Annotated in this window: 10 protein-coding genes; 6 read left to right on the forward strand and 4 right to left on the reverse strand. The window is 61.3% G+C overall.

All coding sequences use genetic code 11. The features are described 5' to 3' along the window. Positions 1-182 precede the first annotated feature (182 nt). The 5 genes from VGN12_03915 to VGN12_03935 all read left to right on the forward strand — a co-directional run bounded on the left by VGN12_03915 (position 183) and on the right by VGN12_03935 (position 9,430). On the forward strand, positions 183-2,048 hold the full coding sequence (locus VGN12_03915; GenBank protein ID HEY4308579.1) for a flagellar basal body P-ring protein FlgI: 1,866 nt from the start codon (positions 183-185) through the stop codon (positions 2,046-2,048). A 158-nt stretch (positions 2,049-2,206) separates the two neighbouring features. Then, positions 2,207-5,836 (forward strand): chromosome segregation protein SMC, encoded by a 3,630-nt coding sequence (smc, locus tag VGN12_03920; GenBank protein HEY4308580.1) that lies wholly within the window; start codon positions 2,207-2,209, stop codon positions 5,834-5,836. An 856-nt stretch (positions 5,837-6,692) separates the two neighbouring features. Further along, positions 6,693-7,265, forward strand: coding sequence for a helix-turn-helix domain-containing protein (locus VGN12_03925; protein HEY4308581.1), 573 nt, complete (start codon positions 6,693-6,695; stop codon positions 7,263-7,265). Positions 7,266-7,640: 375 nt separating this feature from the next. Continuing rightward, positions 7,641-8,123, forward strand: coding sequence for a cyclic pyranopterin monophosphate synthase MoaC (moaC, locus tag VGN12_03930; protein HEY4308582.1), 483 nt, complete (start codon positions 7,641-7,643; stop codon positions 8,121-8,123). A 299-nt stretch (positions 8,124-8,422) separates the two neighbouring features. Beyond that, positions 8,423-9,430: a polyprenyl synthetase family protein gene (locus tag VGN12_03935; protein HEY4308583.1), complete on the forward strand. Its 1,008-nt coding sequence runs from the start codon at positions 8,423-8,425 to the stop codon at positions 9,428-9,430. Between the two features lie 56 nt (positions 9,431-9,486). Here the strand turns inward: VGN12_03935 and VGN12_03940 are convergent, their stop codons facing one another. The 3 genes from VGN12_03940 to VGN12_03950 form a co-directional block, all read right to left on the reverse strand. After that, entirely contained in the window at positions 9,487-10,836 is a 1,350-nt protein-coding gene (locus tag VGN12_03940) for a dockerin type I domain-containing protein (protein ID HEY4308584.1), read from the reverse strand. Between the two features lie 95 nt (positions 10,837-10,931). Continuing rightward, positions 10,932-12,083 (reverse strand): DUF1559 domain-containing protein, encoded by a 1,152-nt coding sequence (locus VGN12_03945; GenBank protein ID HEY4308585.1) that lies wholly within the window; start codon positions 12,081-12,083, stop codon positions 10,932-10,934. A 370-nt stretch (positions 12,084-12,453) separates the two neighbouring features. Then, positions 12,454-15,594 carry a Calx-beta domain-containing protein gene (locus VGN12_03950; protein ID HEY4308586.1) on the reverse strand — a complete coding sequence of 1,047 codons (3,141 nt, stop codon included), beginning with the start codon at positions 15,592-15,594 and terminating at the stop codon, positions 12,454-12,456. A 327-nt stretch (positions 15,595-15,921) separates the two neighbouring features. Between VGN12_03950 and VGN12_03955 the strand changes: the two genes are divergently transcribed. Continuing rightward, on the forward strand, positions 15,922-16,923 hold the full coding sequence (locus tag VGN12_03955) for a S1/P1 nuclease (protein HEY4308587.1): 1,002 nt from the start codon (positions 15,922-15,924) through the stop codon (positions 16,921-16,923). Positions 16,924-16,935: 12 nt separating this feature from the next. Here the strand turns inward: VGN12_03955 and nrdR are convergent, their stop codons facing one another. Beyond that, the gene (gene nrdR / locus VGN12_03960) at positions 16,936-17,403 is read right to left on the reverse strand and encodes a transcriptional regulator NrdR (protein ID HEY4308588.1); all 468 of its coding nucleotides are present in this window, start codon (positions 17,401-17,403) and stop codon (positions 16,936-16,938) included. Positions 17,404-17,562 lie beyond the last annotated feature (159 nt).

Below are 17,562 nucleotides of genomic sequence, written 5' to 3' on the forward strand. Positions count from 1 at the left end.
TGACGTTGGGGTAACTTCGCCTTGACGCCCCGACAGCGTGCCACTATCTTCCCCGCCCGTCTACCTTTCTCTCTTCCTTTCGCGACATTTGCCAGCGCTGGTCAGTGACGGCCTTCGTGCGCCTTGCGCATGCTTTTCTTGGGCCGTGATTCGACAGGCGCACACGTACGGAGCGCTGTGGCATGAGGCCTGAACGCTTGTCGTTTGTCGTCGTTCTGGTCGCTCTATCGGGCTGTGCGAGCTCGTTCTTCCGCTCGCAAAGCCCCGAGCCCGACGTCGACATGCCCCGCACGAAGCTCGTCGGCGATTACGCCGTTCCCTTCGGCTTGCATCCGGTCAAGGTCGAGGCCGTGGGCCTGGTTACCGGGCTGCCCGGCACCGGCAGCGATCCCGATCCCTCGGCGCAGCGCGATGAACTCATGGCCGAAATGAAGGCCTACAGCGTTTCGCATCCCAACGAAATCCTGGCCTCGGGCACGGCCTCGCTGGTACTGGTGCGCGGTTATTTGCGTCCTGGCATTCAGCAGGGAGACCACTTCGACCTCGAAGTGCGCGTTCCCAGCCGCAGCGGAACGACCAGCTTGCGCGATGGTTGGCTGATGGAAACACGATTGGCCGAAATGGCCGTGTTGCACGGCAGCGTGCGCGAAGGCAGTCTGCTGGCCAAGGGACAAGGCGCGGTCCTGGTCGATCCCTCGGCCGACAGCACCGACGACAATCACGTCTCGATGAGCCGTGGCCGAGTGCTGGGCGGCGGCATCGCGCTGAAGTCGCGCCCGTTGGCGCTGGCTCTCAAGCCTGACCATCGCAGCGCGCATCTCAGCGAGCAACTTGGCCGGTCGATCAATCATCGCTTTCACACTTACAACGGCGGCATCCAAAAGGGAGTCGCCAACCCGAAGGATGATCAGCATATCGAGCTGATCGTCCACCCGCGTTACAAGGACAACGTCGAGCGCTTCGTACAAGTCGTGCGTTCGATCGCACTCAAGGAAAGCTCGGGCCAGCAGATGGCGCGTATTGTCTTGCTCGAACGCCAATTGCTCGACCCGATCACGGCCGCGTCGTCGGCGCTCAAGCTCGAAGCGATCGGCAAGGACGGCATTCCGACCTTGCAAAAGGGACTGCAATCGTCTGACGCCGAAGTCCGGTTCTACGCGGCCGAAGCGTTGGCCTATCTGGATCAAAAAGAAGCCGCCCCGCCGCTGGCCGAGGCTGCTCGCGATGTGCCAGCCTTCCGTGCTTATGCCCTGGCGGCTCTCAGCGCGATGGACGATTTGGCCGCCTACGAAGGCTTGCGCGAGCTGCTGGACATGCCCAGTAACGAGACTCGTTACGGCGCCTTCCGCGCTTTGTGGGCCATGAACGATCAAGATCCGCTGGTACGCGGCGAACGCTTGGGCAACCATTTCAGCTACCACGTGCTCGATACGATGGGTCCGGAATTGGTTCACGTGACGCGCAGCTACCGGCCCGAGATCGTCGTCTTCGGACAAGAGCAACGCTTGACGACCCCGTTTATGTTCGAGGCCGGCAAGGAAATCATGATTTCGGGCAAGGACGATCGTGTCACCATTGCTCGATTCGCGCCGAATCAACCCGATCAGAAACGGGTCGTCTCGACGCGACTCGACGACTGCATCCGGGCCATCGCCGACCTAGGGGGCAGCTATCCCGATGTCGTGCAAGCCTTGCAACAAGCCAAAGCCAAGGGAGCCCTCGCCGGTCGCTTCGCGATCGACTCGATTCCCAGTGGCGGCCGCCGGTACGACCGTGGCAATTCGACCTCGAAATCGGATGATGACGAGCAGTCCGACGGTGAAAAGCACGTGGACGAGGGCGGAACCGTATCGCCCGACGGGGATGAGGACGAGGTCGAGGACGGCCCCGGCGTGGCCATGGCCAATCCCGTGCCCGGATTGTTCGACAATGGCCGGCGGACCTTCGATCGGGACAAGAACAAGAAGCCCCTCAGCGCCGAGCCGGATACGAATTCCGAAGAGAAGAAGGCCGGGTCGCTGGGCTCGTGGTTGGGTACAATAAAGTAACGCCGGTGCCTGGTCGATCCGGCGGCGGGCCTTAACGGCCCCGGCTCAATAGGGCGGCCTGGCCGGCATGGCTTTCGCCGTTCGAGGCCAGTCCGGCGTGCCCGGTGGCAAGTCGCCCGGGGTCCTCATACCTTCAACCACGATCTCGAATCTTCGTCATGCTTAAGGCGCTGGAACTTGTCGGCTTCAAAAGCTTTGCCGACAAGACCCGTTTCGACTTTCCGCGCGGCATTACGGCCGTCGTCGGTCCCAACGGCAGCGGGAAGTCGAACGTCGTCGACGCCATTAAGTGGGTGCTCGGCGAGCAAAGCGTTAAGAGTCTGCGCGGCAAGGAAATGGCCGACGTCATTTTCAACGGCTCCGCCAGCCGAACGCCGTTGAACTTTGCCGAAACGACTCTCACGCTCGATAACAGCACCCGCCGCCTACCGATCGACACCGCCGAGGTGTTGGTCACGCGCCGTGTCTATCGCAACGGCGAGGGCGAGTACATGCTCAATCGCCAGCCGTGCCGGCTGCGCGACATTCGCGAGCTGTTCTCCGGCACCGGCGTGGGCGCCGAGGCCTACAGTGTCATCGAGCAGGGTAAAGTCGATGTCCTGCTGCAATCGTCGCCGCGTGATCGGCGGCTAATCTTCGAAGAGGCGGCCGGCATCAGCCGCTTCAAAGCCAAGAAAATCGAATCGCTACGGCGACTCGAACGCGTTGAGCAAAACCTGCTCCGCTTAGGAGACATCGTCGCCGAAGTCGAGCATCGGCTCCGCCAGGTCCGACTGCAGGCCGCTAAAGCCCGCCGCTACAAGGAATACTCCGACCGCATGCAGCAGCTCCGCACCCACGTGGGCATGGCGGACTGGCGACAACTGAGCGCGCAGTTGGAAGAAATGGACAGCGCGTTCGCTGCTCTACGGGGACAGCGCGACGAAGGGACACTGGCTGCCGACCAAAGCGAATCGGCCGCCACGACGGCCGAGCAGAATTCCCTCGCGGCCACCGATGCGATTCGCGCCAGCGAATCCCACGGCGCACAGATCCGCGAAGCAATCGCCACGCGCGAGGCCGCGCTCGACCACCATCGCCGCCGCGCGGTGGAGTTGGAAAAGGAAGCAGATCGTTTACGCCGACAATTGGCGGCCGTGAACGTCCGCGCAGGATCGCTCGATCAGCAGTTCGAGCAGCTCACCGCGCAACTCGGCACGGCCGAAGCGGAATACGCGCGCGTTGCCGCCGCCACTTCGACCGAAGATTCCCGCCTGGTGGAAGTCAGCAGCCGGCTGTCGACCTTGCGCCGCGAGGCCGACAAATCGCGTGAAGCTTACCTGGCCGAGATGCGGCGGGCCGCACAATGGGAAAGCGAAATAAGCTCGCTCACCGCAAGGCTGGAATCGGCTCGCACTCGTCGTGTGCAGCACGAGCAGAAGCAAGTCGATCTGACCGCGGGACGCGAGAGCATCAATACTGAGTTGGCCGCGTTCCAAACTCAGAGCACCGAGCTGATAACGGCGCTCGACGACGCGCGTCATGCCGCCACGGCCGCGGCCGAAAAATCGGCCGAGCTAACCGCGCGGCATGTCCAGATTCAACAGGCCATCGCCCAGCTACGCGAACAACTCTCAGCGGCACGCGAGCGTGCCACGGTCCTGGAAGAATTCCAGCGGCGGCGCGAAGGTTATTCCGAGGCCGTCAAGGAAATCCTCGAGGAAGCCGGGGCCGGCACAGGTCCCTTTCAGCATGTCCAGGGAGTTGTCGCCGAGCTGTTGCAGGTCAATCTCGAGATGGCGCTGCTCATTGAAGTGGCTCTCGGCGATCGGGCGCAACACATCGTGGTCGGTTCGCTGGAAGAAGTGATCGCGTCGGTAAAGCAACAACACTTTCCCAGCCAGGTAACGTTCACTCCCATCGACGCGCGCGAATACCGCACCGCGGCACGCGAAGTCGATCTGCACAACCAGCCCGGCGTCTTGGGACGGGCCGACGATTTCGTCCGCACTTCGACGCAGTTCGTCCCACTGGCGGTTCGCCTGCTGGGCCGAACGTGGATTGTCGATACACTCGATCGCGCGACGAGCCTGGCCGCCGCGAATCCCGGGTTGAGCTTTGTCACGCTGGCAGGCGAAGCACGCTCGGCCGACGAAACGTTATCGTTCGGTCCCTGCTCGCCGGCCGCCGGCTTAATTTCCCGGCATAGCGAGTTGGCCGCGCTTCACGGCCAGGTACAGACGCTTGAAGAAAGGCTGGCCGCAGAAGCCACGGCCGTCGCCGAGATCGCGGCCCAGTCGGCCGTGGCTCAGCAGGCGCGTGCCGCGGCCGAAGCGGAAGCTGCGCGTTTGAAGTCGGTGCAGGGCGAATTGCAATTGCGCACCAAGACAGCGCGCGATCGCGCCGCGGGAATCGACGAAGAATCACGTCGCCTGGCGCTCGACCTCGACGCAACAACAAAAACGATCGACGCGATCGAGGCGTCGCTGCAATCCTCGCGCGAGCGGATTGATGCCTCGCGCGTTGCCCAATCCAACCTCGAAAGCGAAGCGGCGATACTGGCCGAGAAGACCTCGGCGCTCGATACCGAGCGCTCCACGATCGAAGCCGCGGTCGCGACCGTCAAAGTCGAACTCGGCAAAGGCGAGGAGCGGCTGGCCAATCTACGACTACGGGCCAGGCAACTCGAACAAGATCAGCGCGAACGCCGACGCACGGTCAGCGATGCCTCGGCCGAGCTGTCCCGTTGCCTGGACCGCATCTTGGATTCGGATCGGCACGTCCTGGCCACGGAATCGGAGCTCGCGCTGCTGTACCTGGACAAAGAGGCAAACCTGGCCGGCACCACGGGGCTCGTCTCGCAGGAAGAACTTCATCGCGCGGCCCGCCTGGCGCATCTCGCCGAAGCGCAGCGCTGGCGCGCCGCCACGCGCGACGCCGAAGAGAAATTGCACGCGCAAGAACTTGCGGCACACGAAGTTCGTCACGCCCGCACGACCATTGCCGATCGTTTGCGCGAAGATTACGCGCTCGACCTGACCGTGGTCGAGGCCGCCGAAACAATCGAAGAAAGTCGACAACGTGAGGAAATCGACGCCGAAATCGCCGATTTGCGCCGAAAAATTACGCACATCGGCAACGTCAACCTCGACGCGCTGGCCGAGCTCGAAGAACTCGAAGTGCGGTTCGCCCATCTGTCGGAACAGCATCGCGATCTGACGGGCGCCAAGCAGTCGCTGGTCGAAATCATCGACCGGATCAATACCGACAGCCGCCGGCTTTTCGCCGAGACGCTGGCGGTGGTGCGGACGAACTTTCAGACGCTATTCCGCAAGCTCTTCGGCGGAGGCCAGGCCGATATCGTGCTGGACGAAGGGGCCGACATCTTGGAAAGCGGCATCGAAATCGTCGCCCGCCCCCCCGGCAAAGAACCGCGTAACATCTCGCTGCTCAGCGGCGGCGAAAAAACGCTAACCTGCGTCGCGCTGCTATTGGCGATTTTCCAGTTTCGTCCCAGCCCCTTCTGCGTGCTGGACGAAGTCGACGCGGCGTTGGATGAAGCCAACATCGAGCGTTTCATCGGCGTCCTGCAGGAATTCCTGGCCTGGACGCAATTCATCGTCATCACGCATTCGAAGAAGACCATGACCTGCGCCACGACCTTGTACGGCGTAACGATGCAAGAGTCGGGGGTCTCGAAGCGCGTGGCTGTCCGATTCGAAGACGTCACGGCCGACGGCGAACTACGTGCGCCGACAGACGAGCGCTCGGAAGAGACCGACAGCGACGACGAGACCCAGGCTGCCTAAATCGCGCCTTCTTCTTACCGCAGCCGTTCGCTGCCCTTGCTTGCAACGCGTTATCGCCGCGCGATGGCTGTCTCGGCGAGTGAATTGACTAGTTGCTGGCAGCCGTTGTTACAGCGACTCTCTTCTGCAGTCGTTATGGGTGCCGTGCAGATTGTGCCGGTGATCCACATTCTCTTGGCCGGCGGTAAATCCGGAATAAGCCCGCCGCCCGGCAATAATCGAACAGGGATCGCATCCGGCCGTTCCCACGCAGATAGGCGGCTTTCTGTCCGCGCCAAGAGCGGCACGATCAGGGAGGCCGTTACGATTGGAAAAAGTTTCTAAAGTCACAAGCGGCTTTCTCTCGAAACTTACTTTCGGATAGTTCATCGGGCACACAGCGCCTCAGCCGAGGTTTGTGCTGCCGGGATGAACTCGCAGGGGGGACCTGCCACAAGACACGCCTGATTTGCTGGTCGGTTGGCCATTACGGTCAACCCGTGCGCCGGCTCCCCCCTCCGTGCTGTTTCGCCGCATTGCCTTGCTTTTAGCTAGCAGAGACTCTCCGCTTTGGCGCGATGGGAACGCGTGTTCCCTAGATTGCGGATTTTCTCTGCGTGCTGATTGCAGTGCATGCCGATACGGAGCTAGTAAGGCACCGGTCAGAGGGAGCTGAGCCAGAGCCGACACAAGCAAATAAGTAGAGCCCCGACCCAGATGCTTGCCCGAATTGCGGCCCGGTTGCCCACAGCCGGCACGAAGGACCGCGAGCAGGTCGCAATTGGTGCGCAAGCGAGGGGCTGATGCTCGTCCGAGACCCTGGTCGTCTCGGGAGAGCGAAGATCCCAAACAACGTGAACGAATTGGAGAGTTTGCGATGAAGGTCTTTACAACTGGACAGGTCGCGAAGATCTGTAAAGTAGCGCCCCGCACAGTCAGCAAGTGGTTTGATTCCGGCCGGCTGAAGGGCTATCGCATCCCCGGCTCGCAAGACCGGCGGATTCCCCGTGAGTATTTGATTCGCTTCCTCAAGGAGCACGGCATGCCGCTGGGCGACCTGGAAGATGAAGCGATGGCGAAAGTGTTGATTGTCGGTCAGGATCAGGTCCTGATCGAGAATCTGAAGCGCGAGCTTCCTGCCGAGCGTTCGTTCCGCGTCGCGGTTGCCGCCAGCGGATTCGAGGCTGGCATTCAGGCTGAGAGCTTCCATCCGGATTCGATCATCGTCGATTTCTCGATCGGCCGCACCGAAGCCCTGCAGATCTGCCAGAACCTGCGTCGCAACTCCGAGTACTCGGACACGATCCTGATCGCTCTGCTGCCGGATGACGGCAACGCGAACAGCTTCGATCGTTCGAGCATCAACGAGACGTTCAAGAAGCCGTTTGACGTGGCTCTCTTGGCCGAACGCGTCCGCACGTTGATTGGTGCCCGCAAGGAACTCGTCTAAGCACTCACCCGCGAGTGTTTCGCTTCGCCGACCATGTGATCAACCCGTCGCGGTAGACCCCCGCGACGGTTCGGAACCAAAGAGGCAGCCGAACGAATCGGCTTATGGCAAAGCTGGGTATTCCCGGACCCAGCATTGCCCCTCAAGCTCTCGCCTGCGGCGCCGCACACGCATTCGGCGGCGCCGCATTCTGCAGTGAGGGGCGTCGCGCATCTCGCGAGCCCCGGTTCAGAACGAACGGAACTCCGCTGTTCATTGGCCCGCCGGACCGTGCGCCGGCGTTTCGTTCGTCGCCGGTTCCGACTCTCGACGCCGTCCGCGCCGCGCTTACAATGGCGTCTTGTACTTTACATCTTTGCCGGACGCGCGACGTCGATGGGAAAGCTCAGCCATTTCGATGAGCAAGGCGCCAGCCGCATGGTGGACGTCAGCGCCAAGCCCGTCACCACACGCATGGCGCGCGCCAGCGGTCGGGTAAGGATGGCCCGCGAGACGCTCGCTCTCGTGCGTGACCGCCGCGTCGCCAAAGGGGATGTGCTGGAAGTGGCCCGGCTGGCAGGCATCATGGCCGCAAAGCGCACCAGCGACCTGATCCCGCTGTGCCACCCACTGGGGTTAGACTCGGTCGAAGTAGCTTTTGAATTTCCCGACGACGAGTCGATCCTGATTAGCGCCACGGCACGTCTGGCGGCGCGAACAGGCGTGGAAATGGAAGCTTTGGTCGCGGTAAGCGTTGCGGCACTCACGATTTACGACATGTGCAAAGGCGTCGATCGAGGGCTGGAAATCGGCCCTATCCGCCTCGAGGAGAAACTGGGGGGGCGAAGCGGACATTATCAACGCGATGCCGGCACCTAAAGAGGCAGGTTTCCGATAGTGCCTGGATCGGTTAAAACCCGAGAGGCCGTGCGGTTAGGGTGCTGGCGAGAGAGAGGCGAAAAAGATGGCCCGGCGCGAGAGCTTAGGCAGCTTCCCGCAACCTAAAATCGAACGCGTGATCTGCCACGGAGCGGCAGCGACACCGCGCGAGAGGATAGGACGACAGCACTCTACTGAGGTGCGCCCGCCTAAAGTGTTTGGGGCGGGCTTCCCCTTGGGGACCGGCCGCCGGAAGTCAGGAACCACCTACAGCGCATGGCAGCGAGTCGAGGAAAGGCATGAGCCGATTGGCTGACGTTTCCGGGGAAAGTAACAAAGGGCTGCTCGAGCGGCTGTACAATCCCATCGCTGAGGAGCTCGCTCAGGCCGAAGATATCTTGCGAAGCGAGCTGCGCAGCAAGTTTCCCTTCGTCGATGAGCTGGTGCGACACAGCTTTCGCCTGGGGGGCAAACGCCTCCGCCCGGCCTTGGTCCTGTTGGCCGCGAAGGCGACGGGCACAGTCGCACACGATCATCTCGTACTGGCCGCGGTAATGGAGATGATCCATACCGCCACGCTCGTTCATGACGACGTGCTCGATCAAGCCAGCCTGCGGCGCCATCTCGACACCGTAAACGCTCGCTGGGGTAATGAAACCAGTGTGCTGTTGGGCGATTACCTGTTCACGCACTCATTCTACCTGGCCAGCACGCTGGGCACGACGTTCGCCTGCCGGACCATCGGTAAAGCCACGAACATCGTCTGCGAAGGTGAGCTGCGACAAATCGCCAGCCGGGGCAACTATGACCTGACGGAGCAAGCGTACTTCGACATCATCGAGGCCAAGACGGCCGAACTCTGTTCTTGCTGCTGCCGTCTGGGCGCACACTACGCCGGCGCGGATGCCGAGGTCGAAGAATCGCTGGCCCGTTTTGGTCGCTATCTGGGCATCGCCTTTCAGATCATCGATGATCTGCTCGACATGCAAGGCGATGAGGACACGACCGGCAAATCGCTGGGCACCGACCTGGAACAACGTAAGCCGACGCTTCCCCTGATTCGACTGCTTGGACAGGTCGACCAGGCGCAACGTGCCACGATCATCGCGGCGCTGGAAACCAATGCGCCGGATTGCGACGGCGCGCTGGATCGATGGTTCGAAGCGAGCGATGCTCTGGCCTACACCCGCGACAAAGCTCGCTGGTACGTCGATTTGGCCCGCGCCGAACTCGCCCAGCTTCCCACCAGTGACGCCCGAACGGTGCTTGAGTCGGTGGCTGAGTTCTCGCTCGAACGTCAGCATTAGAGCGTCGATACTCGCGCGTTGTTATGAGCAAGGCAGTCGCTGCGCGACGAATTGCGCTAACTTTGCCGCCGAACGCGACAACGCTTGGCCGCGGCGATGGCCGAAATTCCCACGCCGACCGCGAACAGCAAAATGCTCGCCGGCTCGGGCACACCTGCCGCTTGAGAATTCGTCGGAACCATGGCAGCGGAAGTCGTGCCCCAATTGGCCGAAATCAGGGCCAGGTCCTGACCGTTGACGATGCCGTCGCCGTTGACGTCTCCGGTCAAACCGCTGCCGCTGGCCAGCCAATTGCTCGACACCAGCGCCAGGTCTTGACCGTTGACCACGCCATCGGTATTCACATCGCCGGGTAGCGCCACGAACGTGTAATCCGCCACCACCGGCAAATGGTCTGTAATGGTCGTCAAAGCCGAGAGCACCGCCGATTGGTTCGGCAGGTCCGACAGGGCCGTATTGCTGCTTGCTGCAACGGTGCCTCGGTAAACCGTCGATCCGTTATTGCCAAATGCCGTGTAAGAGCCGGGCACCAACTGCATGCCGTACTCATTCTGCATCGGGCCGGTGCTCAATTGCACATCGTCGCGATATTGCAGCCGCGTGGCGCTCTCGGTGAAGATGCCGGTGAATGCGGAAGTGTCGGTCCAATTCTGCGCGGGATTCACCGGGTCAAAGGCTTTTCCGACGCCGCTGGCGACCAGAGTCTTGTACGTCTGCTCACTGCTGTCGTTCAGATTCCAATCGCCCGCATAAATGATGTGCGCGTTGGCTCCCAAAGTCGCCGCGTCGGCCCGAACCGCGGTCGCCTCGATGTTGCGGCGTGTGGAGTCGGACGCCGTTGTGCCGGATTTGGCATGATCGACGTACAAATAGAAATCCGACGCACTGCCGTAGCCGACAGGTGCCAGTTCAAAACGCATCGGATCGCGCGGCGCGCCGCTGCTGCTGGGCGTGCCGATCGCGACTGCTCCTAGATCCTGCACCGTGTGGGTGTTGTAAATAAACCCACTCGGTCCGTTCCCGGTAAGAAAGTTGCCATTCGTAGGATCGGTCGTGGTGTCATAGGCGTAGGTTCCTGCGCCATAAATGGCGTTTAGCTGTCCGACGACGTATTGCAACGTCGTGGTTGGATTGCCGTACAGCTCTTCGAGCGCAAGTACATCAATCGGCTGTGAGTTGCCGGCCAGGCTCGCGGCGCCAATGGCTTGCAATACTGTGGCCATGCCCGGTCCCGAGGTCGGGCCGCCGGATTGTCCGGTTGCTCCGCCGGTATCCGCGTCGATGTTATAAGTCACGACGCGCAGCGTCTGGGCCCTAACGTCGTCGACCAGAATTTGCACACCAGCCAGCACCGCCAACGAAAGAATCGCAAGGCGGAGAGTCTTGTCGCTTTTCAAACCGAGCATTCGTCTTACTGTCCTTCGCGCTGATCCCGGCCCCTGTAAATTCGCGGCACGCGAAGTGAAGAACGCGCGTCGCGTCTGGCGATCACGTGTTAAGTTCACGGCGGAGTGGCCGGCTCGCCGCCGTTGCGGGTTCCCAGGGCGCGCCACACTTGCAGGTCGACGCCATTGGTGACCGTGCCGACATGACCGTCGCCATAACAGACGTTGACCACGCCGGGATGTTCGCTGCGAGCTGACACCAAGGCATGCTCGCCGGGCGTGTCCGCGATCGGATCGTAGGCGCAGTCGTAGCCCTTCCAGTTGGGCGTCGCGACGTGGTTGTACATCGTCGCATCGTAAGCAGCGAAGGGCCAGCCGTTGGAATAGCTGGTCGTCGCTTCGGTGAGCCAACGCCCGGTTGAACTGAAGCTGTACTGGCTAACCGTCGGAACGTAATTTAGGCAGGCGTTATAAATCGTATCAACCGGCACGAGTCCGGCGGGAATCGAACGCATGTCAACAATATCTGCGCGCGTCGGCAGCGCCGTCGTCATATCCAGGCCGCTCCCCTTGGTACGTTCCGAGAAGAAGGCCGTATTCGACAATCCGTCGCTGAAATCGCCTGTTCGAAAGGCGGTTCCATACGTAAAGGCGCCGTTGCCCAGGCTCACATCGGTGCGCGTCGCCTGGCTGCTTGTGTCGACGGCACCGGCATAGGGCGTGGAACCACCGAAGTTATACCGGTAGTTATTTTCCGAAGTGACCACTCCCGTGTTGGGATCGGTCGGACAAATGAACAAGCCAAGCGCCTGCGAATAAGCGTTGTAGTTCACGTTCACCGGACTGCCATTGATGGTCATGACGTTGGTCTGGCCAACGTTCAGGTTCATCTGGTCCGAAATGACCTGCTGCTCCATGTACGGCAACAGAAATACGTGAACCGAGATATTGCCCGTTTGCCAGCTCGCGGTCTGGGAAACGCTGCCATAACTCGTATAGCTCGTCTGAATCGGCTTGCTGGAACTTTTGTTTTGCAGGTCCGGATACTTGCGACCTTGAGGGAAGGCCTGCAGCGCGCTTTCGTGATTCGAGAGCGCCACGCCGATTTGCTTCAAATTATTGATGCATTGCGTCCGTCGCGCCGCCTCGCGCGCCATTTGCACAGCCGGCAACAACAGCGCAATCAGGATGCCGATGATCGCGATCACGACCAGCAATTCGACCAGCGTAAACGCCGTGCGAATCGGAACCGTCTGTCTGCTTCGCACCCCGACATCCTGCAACATACTCGTGCGCCGCGCGTGTTGAAGGGCATTCCTCGCCCGCGCGTCCCCAAACTGCATGACAAACACCACTTTTGAAAAAGCACGCCGCATGCCAAGCGAATAGGAGCGCCTACGTCCGCTTAACCGAGGCAAGACGAACTACCCGAAAAGCCGCCTGTCGCTTTGTCCGCGTCGTAACGGCACGCAGCAAATTCCCGCTACTTGGCGCACCGCCAGCTTCCGCTCGGCGCGACCTGTCGCGCCGAGCAGAATTCTAGCTAGCAATTGTTTGCGCCTTATTTGGCTCACTTCAGAAACACGTTAGGAGTTCGTGAGGAAACGTGAAGAGACCGCTTCACACCCTCCGACTCGTTCACGCGTTCTTTCCACTGCGGGCGCTGGCGACGACGCTCAACAGCTCGTCGTCGATGTTCGACGTCAGCAGGTCGTCCTCCAATACGTCGGTGATCGATGACTGGTGATCGACGCCCGACGCCGTCACTTGGCCATTGCCGGCAGCTGTACCCTGCGACGACACCGGAGCAGCAACGCCCGCAGCCGCAGCGGCATCGAATCGGCCAACAAACGCCGCCACACGATCCGGTTGGATCGGTCCGGCAAACGACGCCGTGGAAAGCGTGCTCAGCACCGCACTGTGCTGCACGATCGATGGCGAGAAGTTGCCTTCAATCGGCCCGATGCTGCTCAAATCAATCGCGATTGGGCTCGTGGCCGCCGCACTTTGCGCTGCCGGAGCGACTGTTACAGCAGCACTCTCGACCGAGGCCTGCGCACCGCCGGCGGGCAACGTCGCCAGCCAACTCGAGGAAATGGCCGCCAGGTCCTGGGCATTGATAATCCCATCGGCGTTAACATCGCCGTGCGGGCCACTCTTCAACCAACCCGAAGACACGATTGCCAGGTCCTGAGCGTTGACGACGCCGTCCTGATTGGCATCGCCAGGCAAAACGTTAAAGCCGAAATTGAAGTCGCCGCCAGCGGTCCCATTGCCCGAAGGATACGAGCTGACACCGTTGGTCCACTCGCCATCCAACGGATCCCCGGCGGTGTCCGTCACGGCCCCTGCGCCGCTGGCATGTACGACCAGGTTCAAGCGATCGCGACTGATTCCATTAACCAGTGTCCAGGTAGCCGTGAACGTCGAGGGGTTATAGCTGAAATTGCTGACCGCGTACGAACCGTTAACTCCGGTCACGCTTAAGCTCGATTGCGAAACGTTCACCGCCTCGCTGAATGTCACCTGCACCTGGTTCACATTGCCCCAAGGAAGCGAATTCAGCTGCGCTGTCGATCCCACGGGGAACGAATAGCCCAGGCCATTTCCCTGACCCGCGGCTTGCAGGGCACTTAACGCCGTGGGCGACCAGCTAGTGCCGTCCACGACGACACCCGTTATCGTCGGTGGGGTGGCAGCCACGGTCCCGGTCTCAGTCAACAGCGTCAACTGTGGCTGACTGACGAGGTAGTTACCCTCCCAGTCGGCCGCCACGGGGCTCCCCTGCGACGGCGTGATCGCGAAGCGGATTTGCGACGCGCCGCCCGAATTCAAATCGCTCGCGAGCGCCGTCCGCACGGCAGCCGGCAGGTTATCAAATACGAAATCGTTGTAGCCGACCTGGTTGTTCGTGAAGTTGGCCGTGCCGACGTAAATCGGAGTGGCTTGCGTGCCGATCACCGCCGGTCCGGTCGTTCCGTTACCGCCACCATAGACCAGCGCGGTGTCGTCCACGGTGTTGTCGGTCAACAGGTAGAGATCGAAGCTCCCCGGCGTGCCGGCAAAACTGCCCGAGGTCGCCAGATTGAACAGGCTCAGCTTCAGGCTATCGACGGTCGAGGCCGTCGTGCCCGTGAAAACCGTCGAGCCAGCGCCGAACGTCAGGACCGGCATCGTGGCAAAACCGAATCCCGAATGCGGCGTTGACGCCAGGTTCATGAAGTTGTTGACGTAGAACGGACCGTTCGTCTCGACGCCCGAGGTCTGGGTTGTGATACCCGTGGGAGTGTCGCTATTGGCGACCGTGTTATCGGTGATCGCGACCGTGGTGGCACCCGGCGTCGTGATCTGCGTCCCCGTGCTGACGTTGCTCAGCGACGCGGTGAACGAGCGAGTGCCGGCGAAGGTCGCCACGTTGATTAGCGGAACATTGATCGTCGCCTGCGACTGACCAGCGGCAAAATGCACGGCGTATGTGGGTGCGGTCGTATTGCCCGACGTGCCGAAATCGCGGCCGGCCTGAGCGTCTTGCGGGTTTTGCGGATCATTCTGATACGCCAACCCACTGGCAGTCGACAAGGTCACGTCGGCCGTGGAACTATTCACATTGCTTCCCGTGCGATCGATCTTGATCGCCACGGTGCCGGCCGTTTCGTTGACGTTGTACGAGCTTTGATCGATGAAGACCTGCCCGGCTTGCAGATAGTTGATCGTCAGCGGCGCCGTGCTTCCGCCCGCCGGAAAGACGGGGGCGATGGGATTGCCGCCGTGATCGGTCAACGACAGGCTTATGCTTCGGCTGGGGTCGCTGGTCGTAATGTCGTTGAAGCTGACGGTAAAGGTCTTGTCGCTCGTGTCACCGGCGTCCCAGTGCAGCACGCCCGAAGCCGCCGTATAGTCAGCCGGCTGGTGCGCCGTGACGTCACTGGTCTGATAGTTTATGTCTAGCGACGTGCTGGGGTTACCACTGCGATGGACCGAAATCGTCGCTACCGTGGTATGGCCTGAGATTTGATCGACTTCGTTGACCGAGAAGCTCGACGAGCCAAAGCTCACCAGGGGAGCCTGGTTAACGTCCAATTGGACCTGCGGATACTCGTTGTTGAAGCTGCCTTCCCAGTCTGCCTTTCCGGTGTTGTCCAGCGAGACAACGACGAAACGCACGTTCGTGCCATTGTTCAAATCGGTCGCGATGCCTGTCTTCGCGCCGCCCCCCAAGCTGTTGAACGTGAAGGTGGAGTATCCCTGCGGCAGTCCCGACGTGACGCTGAACGTGCCGACCAAGTCCGACGAATCGATGCCCAGCGTCGAGGCTCCGCCCGTCGTGGTGCCGATGGCCGCCAGGTCGACCTGCGTTCCGGCCTTGGTTCCGGTCGGACCGCCAAAGCGCATGCTGCTGACGGGCGTCGTATTGTTCGGCACGAAGTAAACGGCGAACGAACCGTCAGTCGGCGCGAACTTCCCGGAGGTCGCCGTGTTGAACAGATTCAAGCTCAGGTTGTTCACTCCCGACACGCCCGAATTCAAGGCAAAGGCGCTCGCAGGAACATCGATATTGCCAAACGACGAAAACCCGCTGTAGGAATTCGGACCGCTTCCGACCGGCAAAAAGGTGCTGAACGGGCCTGTGTATTCGATCGTCGTCCCGACGCCATTGGCTAGCGCACTGGCGGTCAGCAGCTCGCGTCGCTCGAGCGGTTCCAGCCGGCACACGCGGCGACTCTTGTTGTTGTTGCGCCGCATCGAACTGCCGCGATCGGAACGGAACGAATGGGTCATGAGATGCTCCCTTGAGAATGAAAATGCGAGCCGCGAAACTTTCCTTGCCAGCGCCGAGACGACGCTCGAGCGCCCGAGACTCGCGATTACAAGCAAAGTTTGCGGGATCGTAACGCGCGCACGTTTGCAAGCAATGAACGCCGTGTGAGAGTTGCAATAGATTCGCGTTAACGCTGCATGTGCGAAATATCAGTGCGGCGTTAGAGTTTCGTGAGAAGTTGGCGCGCCGCTTGACGACTGGCCGGCACCGCGTAGATTCGGCGCGACTCGTCTGGTATCAACGCACGACGAGTGGAACCACTAATCCGCACCCAGAGCTGTGTTTCTATGCGACTTCGACGGATCGTTACGCTGGCCTGTTTGCTACTGCTCTTCCCCGCGTCCGCCGTGCGTGGCTGGAGCGAGGCCGGGCACAAGATCATCGCCTCGATCGCGTTTCGGCAACTTTCCCCAGCGCAGCAAAGCAAACTCGCCGCCTTATTGAAGCAGCACCCGCGCTATGCCGAAGACTTCGCCCCGCACATGCCGCCCGAAGTAGGCAAGGGCGCGGCCGAGATTCAAGGCGAATGGTTGCTGCAACAGGCGGCCATCTGGCCCGATATGGCGCGCGGTCTGCCGGATGACTTGAAGCAGAAATACAACCATCCCACCTGGCACTACATCGACCTGCCGACATTTCTTAGCGATGCGGACCGGACGGCCATCGAGAAATCGCTGTCGTTGAATCAGTCGCTCGACCCGCCGAATAGTCCGCAGTCGGACATGAACGCGGTGCAAACGATTCGCCTGGCGCGCAAGACGCTCGCCGCGCGACCGGCCTCGGAGGCTGAAGCCGCGGTCTGGCTCTGCTGGCTGTTGCATGACGTCGGCGATCTGCACCAGCCGCTGCATTCCACGGCGATGTTCTCGACAAATTTGTTCCCCGAAGGAGACAAAGGGGGCAATTCGGTACCGACGCAGCAAGGCTTCAACTTGCACGCGCTGTGGGACGAGTTCCTGGGCGATTGGACCACGTTCGCGGCCGCCCGGCGTCGTGCCGGCGAACTCTCGGCCGATGTTCGGCTCGCACAGCTCGGTCGAACCGCCGCCGCGCAACTTGACGAAAAGCAATGGCTGACCGAAAGCCGGCAACTCGTCGATTCGGTCGTCTATACGCCGGAAGTGCTGGGCTACCTGCGCGTACAACCGGCGCGCACCGATGGGCGTCCCCCCCTTCCCCTCCGGGTCAGCGAGGAATATCTAACGACCGGCGTGCGCATCGCCACGGATCGCGTGGTGCAAGCCGGTTTTCGATTGGGCGCGGTGCTGAAACCGCTCGCCGGCGAGTAGAGAACCTAGCAGCTATGGCGCCGGCTCGTTCTTATCGAGCATCGGCTGCAGTTCCTCGACAAAATCGCGGACATCCTCGAAGTCGCGATAGACGCTGGCAAACCGCACGTAGGCCACCTGGTCGAGTTGCCGCAGGTGTTGCATGGCCAACTCACCCAGGTTGCGGCTGTTGACTTCGGCGTCGAAGTTGGCAAAGACCTCGGCCTCGATCGCCGCGACCGTGGCCTCGATCTGTTCGTCGCTGATCGGCCGCTTCCAACAGGCCCGTTCCAACCCCCTTTTGAGTTTGTCGCGCTCGAAAGGGACGCGCACGCCATCCTTCTTCACCACCTTGACGGCCTGCTCCTCGATCCGTTCATACGTGGTATAGCGGCGGTGACAGTTCACACACTCGCGGCGGCGGCGAATAGCGAAGCCATCCTCGCTAGCTCGCGAATCAGTCACGCGGTCGTTGTCGACCCGACAGAAAGGGCACTTCATAAGTGGCTTGCCAATCTCAGTCCGATGGCCGTCGCAGGTTTGCAACGCGGCAATCTACGCTTCCGGCCGGGCGAAGAGAATCGGGGGATCGCACCATTCACCATCGATCGATGCGTCCTCACGGCTCAGGCGCCCTCCCCCGCACGGGGAAATTCCAGG

It is taken from the genome of Pirellulales bacterium, from assembly GCA_036499395.1.
Lineage (GTDB): Bacteria > Planctomycetota > Planctomycetia > Pirellulales > JACPPG01 > JACPPG01.